General features: G+C 74.0%; 14 protein-coding genes. 1 reads left to right on the top strand and 13 read right to left on the bottom strand.

The features are described 5' to 3' along the window. Positions 1-67 precede the first annotated feature (67 nt). Positions 68-2101 carry a thioredoxin domain-containing protein gene (locus tag C1703_RS25225; RefSeq protein ID WP_198678268.1) on the bottom strand — a complete coding sequence of 678 codons (2034 nt, stop codon included), beginning with the start codon at positions 2099-2101 and terminating at the stop codon, positions 68-70. A 236-nt stretch (positions 2102-2337) separates the two neighbouring features. On the opposite strand from C1703_RS25225, the gene C1703_RS25220 reads away from it, so the two are divergent. Continuing rightward, complete coding sequence (locus C1703_RS25220) at positions 2338-3555, top strand: MAB_1171c family putative transporter (protein ID WP_232840590.1); 1218 nt, start codon at positions 2338-2340, stop codon at positions 3553-3555. On the opposite strand, the gene C1703_RS25215 is transcribed toward C1703_RS25220, so the two are convergent. The 12 genes from C1703_RS25215 to C1703_RS25160 all read right to left on the bottom strand — a co-directional run bounded on the left by C1703_RS25215 (position 3470) and on the right by C1703_RS25160 (position 16718). Further along, complete coding sequence (locus C1703_RS25215; RefSeq protein WP_232840589.1) at positions 3470-4684, bottom strand: acyltransferase; 1215 nt, start codon at positions 4682-4684, stop codon at positions 3470-3472. The genes C1703_RS25220 and C1703_RS25215 overlap by 86 nt on opposite strands. Before the next feature lie 6 nt (positions 4685-4690). After that, the gene (locus C1703_RS25210) at positions 4691-5887 is read right to left on the bottom strand and encodes an MFS transporter (RefSeq protein ID WP_114254989.1); all 1197 of its coding nucleotides are present in this window, start codon (positions 5885-5887) and stop codon (positions 4691-4693) included. A 103-nt stretch (positions 5888-5990) separates the two neighbouring features. Next, complete coding sequence (locus tag C1703_RS25205; protein ID WP_269803214.1) at positions 5991-7328, bottom strand: acyltransferase; 1338 nt, start codon at positions 7326-7328, stop codon at positions 5991-5993. 429 nt (positions 7329-7757) lie between these two features. Next, a complete protein-coding gene (locus tag C1703_RS25200; RefSeq protein WP_114254988.1) occupies positions 7758-8534 on the bottom strand; it encodes an alpha/beta hydrolase in 777 nt (258 codons plus the stop codon). Positions 8535-8660: 126 nt separating this feature from the next. Further along, positions 8661-9926 (bottom strand): MFS transporter, encoded by a 1266-nt coding sequence (locus C1703_RS25195; RefSeq protein ID WP_232840588.1) that lies wholly within the window; start codon positions 9924-9926, stop codon positions 8661-8663. Then, entirely contained in the window at positions 9923-10960 is a 1038-nt protein-coding gene (locus C1703_RS25190) for an alcohol dehydrogenase catalytic domain-containing protein (protein ID WP_114254986.1), read from the bottom strand. The genes C1703_RS25195 and C1703_RS25190 overlap by 4 nt, the downstream gene beginning before the upstream one ends. Further along, entirely contained in the window at positions 10957-11787 is an 831-nt protein-coding gene (locus tag C1703_RS25185; protein ID WP_114254985.1) for a TIM barrel protein, read from the bottom strand. The genes C1703_RS25190 and C1703_RS25185 overlap by 4 nt, the downstream gene beginning before the upstream one ends. After that, on the bottom strand, positions 11784-12872 hold the full coding sequence (locus C1703_RS25180) for an alcohol dehydrogenase catalytic domain-containing protein (protein ID WP_114254984.1): 1089 nt from the start codon (positions 12870-12872) through the stop codon (positions 11784-11786). The genes C1703_RS25185 and C1703_RS25180 overlap by 4 nt, the downstream gene beginning before the upstream one ends. Then, on the bottom strand, positions 12869-13909 hold the full coding sequence (locus tag C1703_RS25175) for an ROK family protein (protein WP_232840587.1): 1041 nt from the start codon (positions 13907-13909) through the stop codon (positions 12869-12871). The genes C1703_RS25180 and C1703_RS25175 overlap by 4 nt, the downstream gene beginning before the upstream one ends. Continuing rightward, the gene (locus C1703_RS25170; RefSeq protein ID WP_114254983.1) at positions 13906-14589 is read right to left on the bottom strand and encodes an HAD-IA family hydrolase; all 684 of its coding nucleotides are present in this window, start codon (positions 14587-14589) and stop codon (positions 13906-13908) included. Before C1703_RS25170 ends, C1703_RS25175 begins: the two co-directional genes overlap by 4 nt. A 126-nt stretch (positions 14590-14715) precedes the next feature. Continuing rightward, complete coding sequence (locus C1703_RS25165; protein ID WP_198678267.1) at positions 14716-15486, bottom strand: SDR family oxidoreductase; 771 nt, start codon at positions 15484-15486, stop codon at positions 14716-14718. Continuing rightward, positions 15483-16718 (bottom strand): sedoheptulose 7-phosphate cyclase, encoded by a 1236-nt coding sequence (locus tag C1703_RS25160; RefSeq protein ID WP_037757588.1) that lies wholly within the window; start codon positions 16716-16718, stop codon positions 15483-15485. Before C1703_RS25160 ends, C1703_RS25165 begins: the two co-directional genes overlap by 4 nt. Between the last annotated feature and the right edge of the window lie 103 nt (positions 16719-16821).

Below are 16821 nucleotides of genomic sequence, written 5' to 3'. Positions count from 1 at the left end.
ATTAAGGGGGAACTGTGAAGTCTGGGGGCTGTTCCGATAAAGAGCGTGTTTCCGTTGATTCGCGTCGTCAGTTGCTCAAGACCGCACGCAACCGGTCGACTTCGGTCGTCGGGGCGTCGCATGTGAAGTTACGGCAGACGTACGCCGCCGGTTCACCGCCGACCAGCGGACGGTCCGCGAGCAGCGGGAACTCGTCGCTCTCCGGGGCGCCGACGGCGACGACCGCGCCCGGCGCCGTGCCCAGGAGCGCCGTGCGGTGCAGGGCCCTCGTGCCCTCGTGACCGAGGGACGGCCCGACGATCGCGACCTCGCGCGGCCCGTCCAGCACGGCCTCGGCGACGGCGAGCCCCCAGCCGATGAAGCGGGGCACGCGCGGCCCTAGCGCCTTGACGACGCCGAGGGCCTTCTCGGCGGCCGTGCGGTGGGACGCGGAGCCGGTGTGCGCCGCGTAGCTCAGCAGGGCGCCGGCCGCCGCGGTCCAGCCCGAGGGGGCGGCGTTGTCGGTCGGGTCCTGCGGGCGGCGGATCAGCCGCTCGGCGTCCGCCGCGGTGTCGAACATCACGCCCGACTCCGGGTCGGTGAACCGGGCCAGGACGTGGTCGAGCAGGAACCCGGCGAACTCCAGCCAGACGCCCTCGCCGGTGACCGAGGCGAGCGCGAGGAAGCCCTCCGCCACGTCGGCGTAGTCCTCCAGGACACCCGCGTTGGCACCCGCGTGCCCGTCCTTGCTGGTGCGGGTGAGGCGGGCCTGCTCGTCCAGGTGCAGCCGGACCAGGAGGTCGGCGGCGGCGAGGGCGGCCTCCACGAGATCGGGCCGGTCGAAGTAGGCACCGGTCTCGGCCAGCGCGGCGATCGCGAGCCCGTTCCAGGCGGCGACGACCTTGTCGTCCCGGCCGGGCGCGGGCCGCTCCGCCCGCTTCGCGAGCAGGCGCTCCCGGATCGAGGCGACCTTCTCGGCGTCGAACAGCTCGTCCCGCTGCGGCAGTTGGAGGACGGACTGCCCGTGCTCGAAGGTGCCCTCCTCGGTCACGCCGAAGTACCGGGCGGCGAGTTCGCCGTCCTGCTCGCCGAGCGCCTCGCGCAGCTGCTCCGGCGTCCACACGTAGTAGGCGCCCTCGACGTGCTTGCCGGTGCCGTCGTCGCTGTCGGCGTCGAGCGCGGAGGCGAACCCGCCCTCGTTCGTCCGCAGCTCGCGCACCATGAAGTCGGCCGTCTCCAGGGCGACGCGGCGGGCCAGTTCCGAGCCGGTTGCGCGCCAGAGGTGGGCGTAGACCCGGCACAGCAGGGCGTTGTCGTACAGCATCTTCTCGAAGTGCGGCACGACCCAGTCGCGGTCGACGGAGTAGCGGGCGAAGCCGCCGCCGAGCTGGTCGTAGATGCCGCCGCGGGCCATGCGCTCGCAGGTGTCGCCCGCCATCTGCAGGGCGCCCTCGGCGCCGGTGCGGGCGTGGTGGCGCAGCAGGAACTCCAGCACCATGGACGGCGGGAACTTCGGCGCCCCGCCGAACCCGCCGCGCTGCGGGTCGTACTCCCGGGTCAGCCCGAGCAGCGCCTGCGCGAGTTCCTGCTCGCCGGGGGTCTGCGCGTCGCCGTAGGAGATCTCGCGGCCCGCCAGGTCGCGGACGATCTTCCCGGCGACCTCGGTGACCTCCTCCCGCCGCTCCGCCCAGGCCTGGTGCACGCCCTGGAGCACCTGCCGGAAGGACGGCATGCCCTGGCGGGGGGCGGGCGGGAAGTACGTGCCGAAGTAGAAGGGTTCGCCGTCGGGGGTGAGGAAGACGGTCATGGGCCAGCCGCCCTGCCCGGTCGCCGCCTGCACGGCCTCCATGTAGACGGCGTCGACGTCGGGCCGCTCCTCGCGGTCGACCTTCACGCTCACGTAGTGCGCGTTGAGGTAGTCGGCGGTCTCCTGGTCCTCGAAGGACTCGTGGGCCATGACGTGACACCAGTGGCAGGCGCTGTAGCCCACGCTCAGGAAGACGGGGACATCGCGTCGGCGGGCTTCTTCGAACGCGTCCGCCTCCCACGGCCACCAGTCGACGGGGTTGTCCGCGTGCTGGAGGAGGTACGGGGACGTGGCTCGGGCGAGTCGATTGGGCATGCCTCCATCCTTGCGCACCCGCCCGCGCCCCGCCCACGCGCCACGGGACGGCCCACGGGCTGGTTTGCCGTCCGCCGTGGGGCCGCCGTAGGTTGCTCGGTGGTCGGCATGGGCTCGAAGACGCGTCGTGATGTGGCCTCGTAATGGGTTCTGCGAACAGGGGGACGCGTGTTCGGATCAGTGAGGCGCTTCGACGTCGTCACCCACCGTGATGTTCCGGTCGCCGTACCGTGACCGTGCGTTGGTGGCTGGCTGATGTGAAGTTCGTGAACGTGCTGGCGGTCGTCACGCTGCTCGGGGGCACGGCGTGGACGCTTCCGCCGCTGATCCGGCAGCGCTTCCGGGCGCCCCTGCGGCTGCACCTGTGCCTGTCGCTCCTCCTGCTGGGCACCGGGAACGTGCTGAGCCAGCTGTGGGACACGGCACTCCTGGACGGCCTGCTCTTCACCGGAGCCACGAAGCTCGCGTACAACCTGGCGTTCTTCACCGGGCTGTGCCTCATGGTCGGCTTCCTGCGCGAGCGCCCGCTGCAGCGCCGGACGCTGTGGACGAGGCCGGAGGTGGTGATGTGCCTGTCCTGCTTCACGGCGATGGTCCTCGTGACCGCGCTGATGCCGCCGCGCCTGCGCGACCACACCTTCACGCTGCCGTACCTGGACGACTGGCGGGTGCGCGCCTTCTACGACATCGGCGGTGTCTATCTGGTCTTCGGCTACGCCGCGTGCGGGGTGCTCGCCGCGTGGCACGCCCGGCGCGGCCGGCTGATGCGGCAGGTGTCCCTGAGCATCGTCTCCGTCGGCCTGCTCGCGCTCTCCCTCAGCTGCGTCCTGCGGATCCTGTGGGTCAACTGCCGTGCCTGCCGCGGGTACGGGCACCACTTCACCTATACCGACATCTTCCTCCTCGGCCAGGTGGCCACCATCGCGGTGTGCGCCGGGCTGAGCATCCCGTGCTTCGCGAGCGCCGCCCAGTTCCTGCGGGAGCGCGCCGTCCACCGGAGCCGGTTCCGCGAGCTGGCCGAGCTGTGGCAGCGGCTCGTCGCCTTCTATCCCGAGCTGGTCCTGGACCAGCCCCGGGGCCGCCGGTGGCTGCCGCCGCTGGACTACACCTCGGCCGTGTACCGCAGATACGTGGAGTGCCGGGACGGCCTCACCCGGCTCAGCCCCTATCTGCACCTCGCCTCCGAGGAGGCGGAGTCGCACGGGGCGGCCGGGGAGAACGCCGGGCCGGACCTCGTGCGGCTGGTGGACCGGGCCCTGCGACTGCGCGGTGAGGCGGACCGTGCCGGTACCGCGGCGCCGGCCACACCGGCCTTCCTGGCGCCGGGGGCCGGCCACGACGCCGACTACGAGAGCGACCTGGCCGGCCTCATGGCGCTCTCCCGTGGTCTGCGGGAACTGCGTTCGGCTCCAGGGGCCGGCGCCTCCCGCGGGGCCGGGCCCAGCGGCGCATGACGGGACGTTCGACGCACACCATCAGCAGCCAGCCCAGCGCCAGCGTGACGAGCAGCAGGACGAGCAGTTCGAGCACGCCGCCGACCAGCCCGTAGGTCCGGTCGTGCAGCACGTAGGTGCGGCCGTAGTAGAGGACGACGTACTGGGCGAGGTAGAAGCCGAAGGACACCTCCCCCAGCCACCGCATCACGCGGCCGCTCAGCAGGGTGCGCTCGCCGCGGATGTCGGCCGTCGCCACCGCGCACACCAGCACACCGACCGGGACGATGGTGGCCACGGTGAACCCGTACAGGAACGGCACGTTCAGCGCCAGCGCGTAGCCGCCCACGGCCAGCGCGAGCGCGCCGGCGAGGGGAACGCGCGGGAACCGGCCCGCCAGCACCAGCCGGGCCAGCAGCATGCCGAGGACGAACTCGAAGAGGCGGCCCGGGGGGAAGTTGTAGCCGAGCCAGAACTGGAGCGAGGAGATGGGGAATCCCTCGGGGGTGCGCGGCTGGGCCGGCACCAGCAGGTCGACGGCGAACTCCAGGGCGACCATGCCGGCCACCATGGCAGCGGCCCACCCCCACAGCCGCTCCGTCCGGATGCGCCGCACCGGCCCGATGAGGAACGGGAAGAGCAGGTAGAACAGCAGCTCGCTGCAGAGCGACCAGCTCGGTGCGTTGACGCTGATGTAGATGTCGTGCTGCGGGAACCAGGAGTGGACCAGGAACAGGTTCGGCAGCCACGCGGTGAGCGGGGTCGCCGCCCCGGCGAAGAGCAGCATCGCCAGGGCCCACATGGCGATGTGGTTGGGGAAGATCTTGAGGAGCCGGCGGCGCCAGAACCCGGTGACCGTGTCGTCCCGTCGGCTCGACCAGGTCAGGACGAAGCCGCTCAGCACGAAGAAGAAGGAGACCCCCATCCAGCCCGCCTTGCTGAACAGCCACTGGAATCCCTCGGCCAAACCGCGGTCCGCGAAGGGGTTCGTCAGCGGCTCGAAGAAGGAGGAGTGGAAGAAGAAGACCAGGACGGCGGCGATGAAGCGCAGGCCCGTCAGCGACGGCAGGGGTGCCGGGCGTCTGACCGGGTCCTCAAGGGGGGCACGGCCGGGACGGGGGCCGGGCGGGGCGTGCAGTGGTGCGGTCACGGCAACTCATTTCTCGGCGGTGGAGACGGCGAGCGGGCGGTCGTTCGCGGGAAGGACGGCCGGGGCACGGCGGGCCGCGCGGCGCAGGGCGAGCACGAGCAGCGCGCCCGAGGCGGTGAGCGCGGCCGCCCCGAGGGGCACGCCACGGGTGCCGAGGCCGGAGTCGGTGAGCAGACCACCGATCCACGACCCGAGTGCGGCACCCAGCCCGAAGGCGGACATGTTGGCGGTGAGCGACAGCGTCGGCGCGTCGGCCGCCTCGGCGAGCACCTTGGTCTGGAGTCCGGGGATCAGGGCGAAGGTGGCGAGCGAGAACACCACGAGGGCGAGGGCACCGCCCGCCGCGTGGGGCGCGAGGAGCCAGCAGAGCAGGCAGGCGGCCACCAGGATCCAGGAGATCCGCCCCACCGCCCGGTCGACTCCGCGGTCCGCGTACCGCCCGCCGAGCAGATTGCCCACGATGGAGCCCACCCCGTAGGCGAGGAGCACGGCCGGGACCCAGTGCCGCGGCAGGTGGCCGACGCCGGTCAGCAGCGGCACCATGTAGGTGATCAGGGTGAACATCCCGCCGGAGCACAGGACCGTGGCGCCCACGGTGCCCCAGACGGCCGGGCGGCGGAACACCCGCGCCTCATGGGCCGCCGTGACCGTCGGGGCGGGCGTGCCGGGGACCCAGGCGAGGATCAGGACGATGGCCACCGCGGCCAGCGCCGCGACGAGGGCGAACGGGGCCCGCCAGTCGTAGTGCTGGGCGAGGAAGGAGCCCATGGGGACACCGAGCACGGTGGCGAGGTTGATCCCGAGCTGAGTGGCCGCGACGGCGGCGCCCCCCTTGCCCTCGCCGGCCATGTCACCGGCGGTCACGACGCACACCGCCATGAAGGTGCCGTGCACGACCGCGGTCAGCACCCGGCCCGCCATCAGCATGCCGAAACCCGACGCCAGGGCGCAGACGACGTTGCCCAGGACGAAGGCGGTCAGCAGGCCCACCAGCAACAGCTTGCGGGGGACGCGGGTGGTGAGCGCGGTGACCAGCGGGCCACCGACCACCATCGTCAACGCGTACGCGGTCACCAGCAGGCCGGCCGAGGCCAGGCTCACGCTGAGGTCGGTGGAGAGGTCGTCCAGCATCCCGCTGGGCGAGAGCTCCGCGGTGCCGACGCAGAAGATCGCGAGGATCAGCGCGGCGAGTCGGAACGGCATGGGGGCACCTTCGAATCGTGCGGGGTGTCGGTCACCGCGCCCGGGCGGCGGGCGCGGGGGCGGGCGCGGGGGGGCGGGGTCACGGCATCGGGTGGTCGCCGGGTCAGGCGGCCACGGCGGCGGGGGCCTTGGCCCGCGAGCGGGACCAGCGGCGGACCAGCGGCTTTTCCACCCAGGCGTACATCGCCCAGGACAGCAGGACCGAGACGGCGCATTCGGCGACGACGAACGCGGCCACGGCCCAGCCGGACTCCAGCCGGGCGCCGAGCAGTTCCCGCGCCTCGGAGAGCACGATGAAGTGCAGCAGGTAGAAGGCGAAGGAGACTTCGCCGAGCCAGGTCATCGCGCGGTTCGCGAACGGGGTCGGCCGGCCCGACGCGTCGGCCAGCGCTCCGGCCGCGATCAGCAGCACGCACGGCACGAGGCAGACCGCGCGCTGGGCGAGGAGGTAGGGCACGCCGGGGAGTTCGGCGACCACGTAGCCGGCCACCATCAGCAGGCCGGACCAGACGAGGCCGATGTCGCGCCAGCGGCCCAGCATGACGGCCCGGGCGACCAGGATGCCGAGCAGGAAGTCGAGCAGCCGGGACGGCGGGAAGACGTAGGCGAACCAGAGGTGCAGTCCGGAGACGCCGGGCTCGTTCGACATGTAGACGTCGCCCGCCGGAATGAAGGTGGTGGCCAGCCAGGGGGTGGCGAACACCCCGGCGATGACACCCGCGATCCAGAACTTCAGCCGCCGCGGGGCGATCCGCCGGACCCCGGCGTGCAGCAGCGGGAAGCACAGGTAGAAGAAGACCTCGGTGGACAGCGACCAGCCCGGGGAGTTCACGGCGAAGTTGGTCGTGTAGTCCGGGACCCAGGACTGGAGCATGAAGAAGGTGGCCGCCGACCGCCACCAGGCGGTGCCGGACGCGATCAGCAGCATCGCGAGCGCCCAGGCGACGACGTAGTTGGGCACGATCTTGACGTACCGGCGGCGCCAGAACGACGTCCGCGGGTCGCCCTCGCGGGCGGACCAGGCGAGGACGAAGCCGCTGAGGACGAAGAAGAAGGTGACGCCGACGCCACCGGCCTGCTCGGTGAGGCGGGCGAAGAGGGTGGTGTTGGCGTCGCCGGCCATGAGCCAGTGGGCCGGCAGGGAGACGTGGAACAGGAAGACGAGGAGCGCCGCCGGGAACCGCATACCCGTCAGGGAGGGCAGCCGGACGGCCGGACCGCCGACCCTCGGCGCGTCGGCGCTCGGTGCGTCGGTGCTCGGTGCGTCGGTGCTCGGTGCGTCGGCGCTCGGTGCGTCGGCGCTCGGTGCGTCGACGCCGGTGGGGACGCCGGTGCTCGGCGCGTCGGCGCCGGCCGGGAGCGGGTCGGCGGGTGTTGCGGGGCCGGGGGCCGTGTCCGTCGGCGGTATGAGTTCGGGCGGGGTGATCTGGGGCGTGGCCATGGGCGGGCGTTGTTCCTTCAGCTCGGATGGACGCGGCGGGCGGAGCACGGTGGCGCGGCCCGGGCCGTACCGGGGTGGTCGCGGCCCGGGTGGGTTCGCCGCGGTCGGATGCGGGCGAGGCCGGGGCGTTCACGGCCTGAGGGGGTCCGCCGCAGCGGGGTGCGGGCGGGCCGGGGCGGTCGCGGCCCGGGTGCGGGTGAGGGCCGGGGTGGTCGCGGCACGAGTGGGTCCGCCGCGGCGGGATGCGGACGGGCCGGGGTGGTCGCGGCCGAGTGGGTTCGCCGCAGTGGGATGCGGACGGGCCGGGGTGGTCGCGGCCGGGCGGGTTCGCCGCAGTGGGACGCGGGCGGGCCGGGGTGGGGCTTTCGGGAGTGGCGGGCCGTGGGTGCCGCTGCCGGGCCGCCCGCCCCGGGGTCCGCGCCGCCGGTGTCAGGTGAGGAAGTTCCGGATGGCGTCGACGAGTTCGTCCGGGGCCTCGGCCGGCACCAGGTGGCCGCTCTCGATCTCCAGGTAGGTGCTGCGGGGGATCGCCTCGTGCAGTTCCCGGGAATGGTCGACCGGGACGAGCTGGTCGTGGCGGCAGCCGACGACCAGGGTGGGGACGCCGATCGCGGGCAGCAGCTCCCGGATGTCGGCGTCCAGGCCGAGCTCGATCTGCCGCAGCGTGCCCTCGTTGACCTCGGCACCGCCCACGGCCGCGTCGAACGTCTCCGCGTCGAGGTCCGCCAGGAAGCCCGGGGTGAAGAGCAGCAGGCTGATGTAGTGCGAGTACAGCTCCGGGTCGAGGTCGGCCAGCCGGCGCCAGAGGGTGAACCCGAGACGCTTGCGCAGGTCGTCGTTGCGGGCCCAGCCGGCCACCAGCACGAGCCGGCGGACCCGCTCGGGGCGCCGGGCCGCGGCCATGACGGCGACGAGCGCGCCGAGCGAGAAGCCCACGACGTCGACGGGCTCGTCGGTCGCCTCGTCGGCGGCCCCGAGGACCTGGTCGGCGAGCTGCTCCAGCGTCAGCGGGCTGCCGTCGTCGACGGTGTCACCGCTGCCCGCGTAGTCGGGAAAGATCACGGTGTGCCGGTCGGCGAACTCCTTGACCAGGTGACCGTAGTTGGTCTCGCCGGTGGCGCCGGTGCCGTGCACCAGGAGCAGACCGGGGCCCTGCCCCTCGGTGCGGTAGTGGACGGTCGTGCCGTCGACGGTGGTGCGGGGCATCTCACTGCCTTTCTCGGGTGGAGTGGCGAGGCCAGGGGCGCCGTCGGGCCGCCTCCCTGGCGCCAAGCATGCGCTCTATAAAAGCACGGCTGCCACTATATTAGCAATGTGCCTTCTTAAGACGCTTCAGTGCTCCTGTGAGCACAGTTCCGGGTGCCGATCCCGGGGTTCCTGCGCCGCGGGCACGGGCCGTCGCACCAGGACCACCGCCAGCACCAGCGCCACGAGCGCGGTGGAGGTGACCGGCAGCCACAGCGACGAGTGGGCCAGCAAGGCGGCGCCCAGGGCCGAACCGCCGGCGATCCCGATCTGGAAGCCGGTGACGTAGACCGAGGAGGCCCGGTCGGCGTCCTCGCCGGCCAGGCGCATCACGCCCGTCTGGAAGACGGGCCCGGCCGCGGCGAACGCGCCGCCCCACAGGGCGACGGCGACCGCGGCCGCCGCGCCGCGCGTGGTGGTGCCGTCCAGGGCCGAGGCGAGCGCCAGCAGTCCGATGCCCACCGCGAACACCGCGATGGTCACGGCCGCCGTCCGCTGCGGGGCCGTGTCGTTGTGCCGGCCCACCAGGAAGGTGCCCACCGCCCCCGCGGCCCCGAAGACCGCGAGCAGTACGACCACCGCGGCGGAGGTGCCGGTGAGGTCGGCGACGAGGACGGCGAAGTAGGTGTAGCTCAGGAAGTGCGCGGTGATGAGCACGACCGCGACGGCGCACAGGGTCAGCACGCGCCGCCAGGGCACCGCCGGCCGGCCGGGCTCCGGGACGGCCGGCCCCGGCGGTTCCCCGGCCACCGGCGGCCGGGGGTCGCGTCGCAGCCCGAGAGCCCAGACCAGCCCGAGCGTCACGGCGACGGTGGCCGCCGCGAGGACCAGGGCCGTGGCGCGCCAGCCGATCAGCTCGCCGATGAACGTGGTCCCCGGGCTGCCGAGGATCGCGGCGAGCGTGGAGCCGCCGAACACCGCCGCGGTGGCGGTGCCCACCCGCTCGCGCGGCACCAGCGTGGCCGCGGCCGGGGCGATCAGCGACCACAGCACGCCGTGCGTCAGGGCCGCGGCGACCCGGCTGACCACCATCATCGAGAAGCTGGTCGCGGCCGCCGCGAGCAGTTCGGCGACGACGAGGACGAGGAGGGAGACCACCAGGGCGGTGCCCCGGGAGACGCGGGAGGCCAGCGCGACCGTCGGCACCGTGACGACGGCGGCGACCACGGCGTAGCCGCTGATCAGCAGGCCCACCCGGCCGGCCGAGACATCGAGGTCGCGGGCGATGTCCTGGATGAGCCCGACCGGGAAGACCTCGAAGGTGACGTAGACGAAGGTGGCGCTCGCCAGGACGGCCAGCCGCGCGGCGGTCGGCGCGTCGATCCGTTCCCGGGCCACTGCGGTGCCGCTCATGCCGGGCCGGGTTCCGCGAGCGCCGGGTCGATCCGGACGAGGACCTTGGGACGGTTCCGGCTGCCGTCGGCGAGGCGCGCGAAGGCGGCGTCCAGTTCGTCCAGCGGGAAGACCCGGTCGACGAGGGCGTCCAGGTTCACCGCGCCCGACTCGACGAGTCCGACGAGCCGGTCCCAGTAGCCGATCCCGGACAGCACGCCGTGCAGCGTCACGTCCCGGATCACCAGACCGGCCGCGTCGAAGCCGTCCACGGCGTGGTGCGGGGTGCCCAGTTGGGCGATGCGCCCGCCCGCGGCGACCAGGCGGACGGCGGAGCGGACCGCCGCCTCGCTGCCCGACGCCTCGATCACGGCGTCGTAGGCCTCCTCGTCCGCCGCGGCCGGGCCGGCCTGGGCGCGCAGGCCCAGCTCGGCGGCCAGCACGCGGGCGGCCGGGTTCGGATCGAGGACGACGGTGTCCGCGCCGATCGCCCGGGCCGTCTGGGCCGCCGCGACGCCGAGCGTGCCCGCGCCGAGCACCGCGACGCGGTCCGACGCCGTCACGCCGAGCCGGTCCACGGCGTGCACCGCGGCGGCGGTCGGCTCCAGCAGGGCACCGGCCGCGTCGGACAGGGCGTCGGGGATCCGGGTGAGGGTGTCCTGCGGCGCGGTGATCAGCTGCGCGCCGGCGCCCGGGCGGGGCCCGAGCACGCCGATCTCGCTGCGGTCCGGGCAGGAGCGGATGCGCCCGGCGTGGCAGTGCGCGCACCGGCCGCAGACGCGGAAGTTGTGGCCCGACACGCGCCGGCCCAGCAGGTCCGGGTCGGTGCCGGGGCCGGTCCCGACGACGGTGCCGATCCACTCGTGTCCCGGGACGAAGGGGTAGCTCTTCAGGCCGTCGCGCAGGTAGTTGCTGCTGCCGTCGAAGAAGCCGAGGTCGGTGCCGCACAGGCCGAGCAGGCTCACCCGGACGAGGACCTCGCCGGGGCCGGGTTCGGGCGGTGCGGTCTCGGTGACGGTCAGCGTGCGGGGGGCGGTGAGCTGGATGGTTCTCATGGTGCGTCCTCGGGGTGGCGGGGGTCTTCGGCCGCGCGGCGGCAGAGCGCGATGTCCTCGCGCAGGCGGCCCGGGGTCTTCCGGTAGTCGTTCTCCACGAGCACCGAGCGGGCGCGGGAGCGCCGGAGCAGGGCCGGGAGGTCGGCGGCGGAGGGGGCCGTCGTACGGGAGCCGTCCTTGACGTGCAGGTCCGGCAGCAGGAGCCCGGCGGCCCCGACCTGTTCGGCGAAGGCGAGCGGCCGCAGTCCCGCGTCGGCCAGGTTGCCGGTGTCCAGGACCAGCCGCAGGGCGGGGTGGTCCACCGCCCGGGCCAGTGCGAGGGAGTCGTGCGGGCCGAGCGGCGACTCGTAGGCGACCAGCAGGTGTGTCCCGGCGAGCCGCGCGCACAGGCCGCGCAGCGCCTCGGCCGTTCCGGCACGCAGTCCCTCTGTGTTCGGCAGGCTCCGCCGGAAGCCGGGCACGTGGAGCACGGCGGCGCCCAGGTGCAGGGCGCAGTCCAGGGCCCGCAGCAGCAGCTCGACGGCCGCCGGGTCGGCGGTGCCCTGCTCGTGTGCCAGGCCGATGTCGTTGAGGTGGTTGACGGCGAGCACGGGTACCGGGAGCTCCCCGGTGACCGCCTCGGCCGCTCGCAGGGCGGCGCGGTCGCTCAGCGGCGGGCCGCGGTGGGCACCGCCGTAGTCGAGGTGCAGCTGATCGGCCCCTGCCGCGAGGGCGGCGCGGGCGGCCGTCCGGCGGTCGGTGTCGATCCGCCACTGCGGCGCGGCGACGGCGAGCGCGGTCGGAGCCGGGCCGGCGGGGGGCAGGGCTGTGGTGGCCGGTGCGGTCATGGCCGGCTCCCGACACGGATCGCGGTCTTGAGCACGCGGCGGCCGTCGGCGCGGCGCCTGGACGTGGTCAGCACGGTGTTGACGAGGTCGGCGGCCTCCTCCAGTCCGACCTCGTGGGTGAGCACCTGCTCCCCGAGCCGCGGGGTGGTCCGCAGCAGTTCGACGGCGTCCCGCAGCTGGTCGCCGGAGACGCCGCGGTGGCCGCAGAGCAGGAGCCTGCCGTGCGGACGGGCGAACTCCTCGACCCGCGGGGGCCAGGGGGTTCCGCCGCAGTTCGCCGTACGGAGCGCGGCGACGTCGATGTCGCCCCCGGTCAGCGGGACCGGGCCCGAGGGCAGCCCGGCGTGCACGTCGACCAGCAGCGTGCCCGGCACGTACCGGTCCAGGGTGGTCAGCGCCTCGCGTGTTCCGGTGCGGGGTGTGCAGATGACGGCGGCGACCGGTGAGGGCAGACCGGCCAGCAGCCGGGGGAGGTCGGCGTCGTGCGGGTCGACGGCGTCGTCGCCGTGCCCCACGAGAAGGGTGCGCGGCCCGGGCTCCTCCGTGCGCCACAACTCGCGCGCGAGGCGCCCCACGATGCCGTCGCCCCACACGACCAGCGCCGCCGGGCGCAGCGTGTGGCGCACGATCCGCGCGCCGTACCGGGCGGCGGCGAGCGGTTCCGCGAGCGCGGCCACCCGTGGCCGTGCGGCGTCGGCGGGCACCGGGACGACCAGTCCGGCGCGTACGGCCGCGGCGGGGATGCGGGTGCGCTCCGCCCAGAGCCCGGGAAGGTTGTGGCCGAGCAGGAAGGACGGGTCCTCGGGATGCGTGGGGTTCACGGTGACCGGCGTGCCCGCCGGCAGCCCGGAGTCCCCGGGTTCCACCACGTGGGCGACGCCTTCGTGGCCGAGGACGGGGCTGGGGTCGTCGCGCAGGCCGCGCAGGATCTGCCAGTCGGTGCCGCAGATGCCCACGACCGCCGGCGCGAGCAGGACGTCGCCGGGGTCGAGCCGGGGGGTGGGCACCTCGGCCACCTCGACCAGAGTGCGGCCGGAGCTGTCGGCGGGCCGGCGGACCAGGGCCCGGTGGGTCGCGGCGCTCACGGGGTGACCCCCGGGAGCCAGTCGCCGATGCGCAGGACCCCGCGCAGCGGGTCCACCTGCCCCGGGCCGCAGAACACGAGCCGGTCGCCGAGCCAGGCGTCGTCGCGCCCCCGGTCGGCGTAGGAGGTGGCGGTGGCGAGGCGGCGGCGGATCTCGGCCGCGTAGTGGCCGGCCAGCCCTTCGGCCACGCCCCCGCCGACCCCGATCAGGTCGAGGTGCGGGTCGAGGCACCACAGGGTGCGCAGCAGGTGGGCGACCGGGGCGGCGCCCAGCTCCAGCAGCCGCCTCGCGCCAGGGTCGTTGGCGTCGAGAGCGCCCGGGAGCCAGTCGGCGACCTGCGGAGCCCGGGGTATCCCGAGCCGCCGGGCCGCGCGGACGAGGCCCGGCCCGGAGGCGAGCGAGGCCAGGTGGTCCGTCGCGCCGCACTCACAGGGGAGTCCCGCCAGTACCTCCGCGCCGGGGTCGGTGAGCGGGACCGGCAGGTGGCCGACCTCGCCCTGCAGCCCCCAGGTGTCGACCGGGATCCTGGTCCGCTCCAGATCCGCGATCCGCAGGGCGATGCCGCTGCTGACGGTCAGATAGGCGACCCGGCGGGTGCCGGGCCGGGCGTGCACGGCGGCGAAGTCCAGCAGTGCCGCGGTGACGTCGTTGACGAGGTGCCAGGTGACGTCGGGCCGGCTCCGCCGCAGGTCGGCGGCGAGGTCGTACGGGGTGTCCGCGGCCCCCCACAGCGGAGCCGATCCGTAGACGGTGCCGGTGAGATGGTCGATCGCCGCGCCGAAGGAGAGGGCGGCGCGGGCGCCCGCGGGGACCCGGTCGCTGAGCAGCTCGACCATGTCGGCCCGCAGCCGGGCGGTGGAGCGGTCCGGGTGGCGCAGACGGCTGGGCGAGGGAACCCGTTCCACCGGCGCGCCCGGTCCGCCGGTGCTCATCCGCACCCAGGTGCCGCCGATGTCCGCCGCGAAGGTCGTCGCCGGCGCCCCGGCGGCGGTCCGATGGTCCTCGATCGGGTCCTGGGAGGCGGCGACGGGGCTCATCGCCGGACCACCGGTCCCGCGGCGACCGGCTCGGGCACGTCGAGGGTCACGCCGGCCCGGCCCGGCTGCCGGTCGGCGACCCGGAACCCGCGGAAGTCGGCCCAGCGCGGGGCCACGTCGTCGTAGGCGTCGAGGCTGCCGATGACCACGGTGCGTCCGCAGCCGGCCAGTCCGGCCCGCACTCCGGCGCTGGAGTCCTCGACGACGACGGCGTCCTCCGGCGGGCAGCCGAGCGCGGCGGCGGCCCGCAGATAGCCCTCGGGTTCCGGCTTGCCGCGCGTCACGTCGTCCGCGCTCACCAGGATCGCGGGCAGCGGGAGTCCCGCCGCCGCCATCCGCACCTCCGCCAGCCGGCGGCCCGCGGAGGTGACCACGGCCCAGGCGTCCGGCGGCAGTTCGGCCAGCAGCGCCCGGGCGCCGGGGACCTCCGTGATGCCGGTGGTCTCCGACTCCTCGTGCGCGACGAGGCGCCGGGTCTCCGCCGCCGCCTGGTCGGGGTCGGGGAGGAAACGGCACACGGTCTCCCGGGTGGGGCGCCCGTGGGCGAAGGCCAGCACCTCCGCGAGGTCGAGCTGGTGCCGCTCGCAGAAGCCGGCCCAGGTGGACTCGACCAGCGCGGTGGAGTCCACGAGGGTGCCGTCCATGTCGAACAGCAGTGCAGCCGCGTGCAGTTGAGGCAAGGGATGCTCCTGGGAATGGGTCCGCGGACGGACCGGTGACGTACGGATGACCGGCCACGGCCGGGTGATCGGCCACGGCCGGGTGATCGGCCACGGCCGGGTGACCGGCTACGGCCGGGTGACCGGCTACGGCCGGGCGCCGGCGAGCGGACGCGACTGGGACACGGGGAGGTCGTCCGCGACGGACGTCCAGGTGGTGTCCTCGTGCACGACGAGCGCTTCCCCGGCGTGCGGCACCCCGCGGGTGCGGGCGAGTTCGACGGCCAGCGGCGCGAAGGCGGCCGGGGACATGTAGCCGCTGTAGTCGAAGTCCGCGGACCGGCGGGCCCGGATGCCGGGGCTGTCGACCATGCCGGCGGGCAGGGCCTGCACGAACGTCGTCTCGGCCGGGTCGGTCTCCTGCGACACCGAGCGGATCAGGGAGTCGGCGGCGGCCTTGGTGGCGGCGTAGCCCGAGCGGTTCGGCCCGGCGTTGTAGACGACCTCGGACGAGATGTGCAGGAACATCCCGGGCGCGGCCGCGCGCAGCCTGGGCAGCGCCGCACGCAGCGTCCACGCCAGACCGTGCACGTTGACCGCGAACTGGTCCAGCCAGTCGGCCTCGCTCACCTGCGTGAACGGCTCACGCCGGGAGGTGAAGTAGACGGCGGAGTAGCAGGCCAGGTCCGTCCGCTCCGGGATGCCGGCCCGCAGCGCCTCCTTGGCCTGCTCCGGGTCGCGGAAGTCGAGCCGGTGCCAGACCAGCCGGTCACTGCCCTGGCCGGCGGGCCGGCTGCGGCTGAAGACGTGGGTCTCGATGCCGGCGGCGGCCCAGGCGTCGGCGACACCCCGCCCGATCCCGGTCGAGCCGCCGATCACCACCGCACGCTCGGGCATGCGCTCCGGGGCGGCACTCATGCGCTCACCAGGGCCTCGGCCGGGGCGTCCTGCGTCATGTCCTCGGCACGGCGGCGCAGCAGCTGTGCCGCCGCGCGCAGCTCGGCGGGTTCGACGTCGTTGACGAAGCGGTGGCGTCCGATGCCGACCGGCAACGGCAGCCGCTGCCGGCCGTCGCGGTGGCGCACGGTGTCGCGCAGCGCCGCCTCCAGCAGGCTCGGGTCGTCCAGCACGTCGTTCCACAGCGGCAGTCCGAGCGCGCGGATGACGGAGAAGATCCGGTCGGCCTGCTCCTGGCCGACGTCGCCGCGCAGGAGACCCAGCGCCGTGGTGAGCGCCATGTCGATCACGACGGCCTCGCCGTGCAGCAGCTCCGGGAGGGCGTGCATCTCGATGGTGGGGCTGAAGGTGTGCCCGTAGTCCACGCAGCGCTCCAGCGCGGACTCCCACAGGTTGGGCTGCAGCTCTTCGAGCATGAGGTGGATGGACTCGGCGACGATCGCGTCGGCGGCCCGGGCGAGTTCGCCGGTGGAGCCCTGGAAGCGGTCCGCGCGCACCTCGGGGCCGGACCTCTCCAGCAGTTCGAACAGTTCCTCGGAGCGGATCAGCGCCATCTTCAGGATCTCGGCCAGGCCGTTGCTGATGTGCCGCAGGTCCAGGCTGCGCAGGAACGAGCGGTCGAGGAAGGTGGCCGTGGCGGCCGCGTAGGTCCCCAGCCGGTTCTTCCCGGTGTCGTAGTTGACGCCGGTCTTGACGCCGACTCCCGCGTCGACGAGGCCGATCAGCGTCGTGGGGATGCGGATGTACGGGGTTCCGCGCCGGTAGAGGCTCGCCGCGAATCCGACGATGTCGGTGAGCACCCCGCCGCCGATGGCGATGACCGGCTCGCGGCGGCGGTCGATCCCGAAGTCGTTCATGGCGTCGACGACCCGGGAGACGGCGTCGAACTGCTTCACGGTCTCGTCGGCGCGCAGGGCGAGCACCGTGACCGCGATGTCGTGGTGGTCGAAGAACGCGCGGATCCGCGCGCCGTAGAGCGCGTCCACGTTCTCGTCGATGACGACGAGCCGCCGCTCTCCGGCCCGCAGCGGGGCGTCCGGGCAGCCCGTCAGCAGCGTGGTGTTGTCCGGCGAGAAGAGGTGGTCGGAGCTGACGACGTGGTACCGCACCTGGCGCACGGCCTCGACCGTCCAGGCCGGGCCGTTGTCCATGGCCAGGCGGAGCCCCTGGGTGAACTGAGTGCCGCTATGCATGTCCCCTCCAAAATCGATGCCACATCACTGCACGGGTGACCTCTTGAGCAGCGTTGTGTCGAATATAGTAGCAGCAGAACCGCCGCATGTAACATTCGTGCTA

This window comes from Streptomyces sp. Go-475, assembly GCF_003330845.1.
Lineage (GTDB): Bacteria > Actinomycetota > Actinomycetes > Streptomycetales > Streptomycetaceae > Streptomyces.
This window is presented reverse-complemented; position numbering and strand designations above follow the sequence as displayed.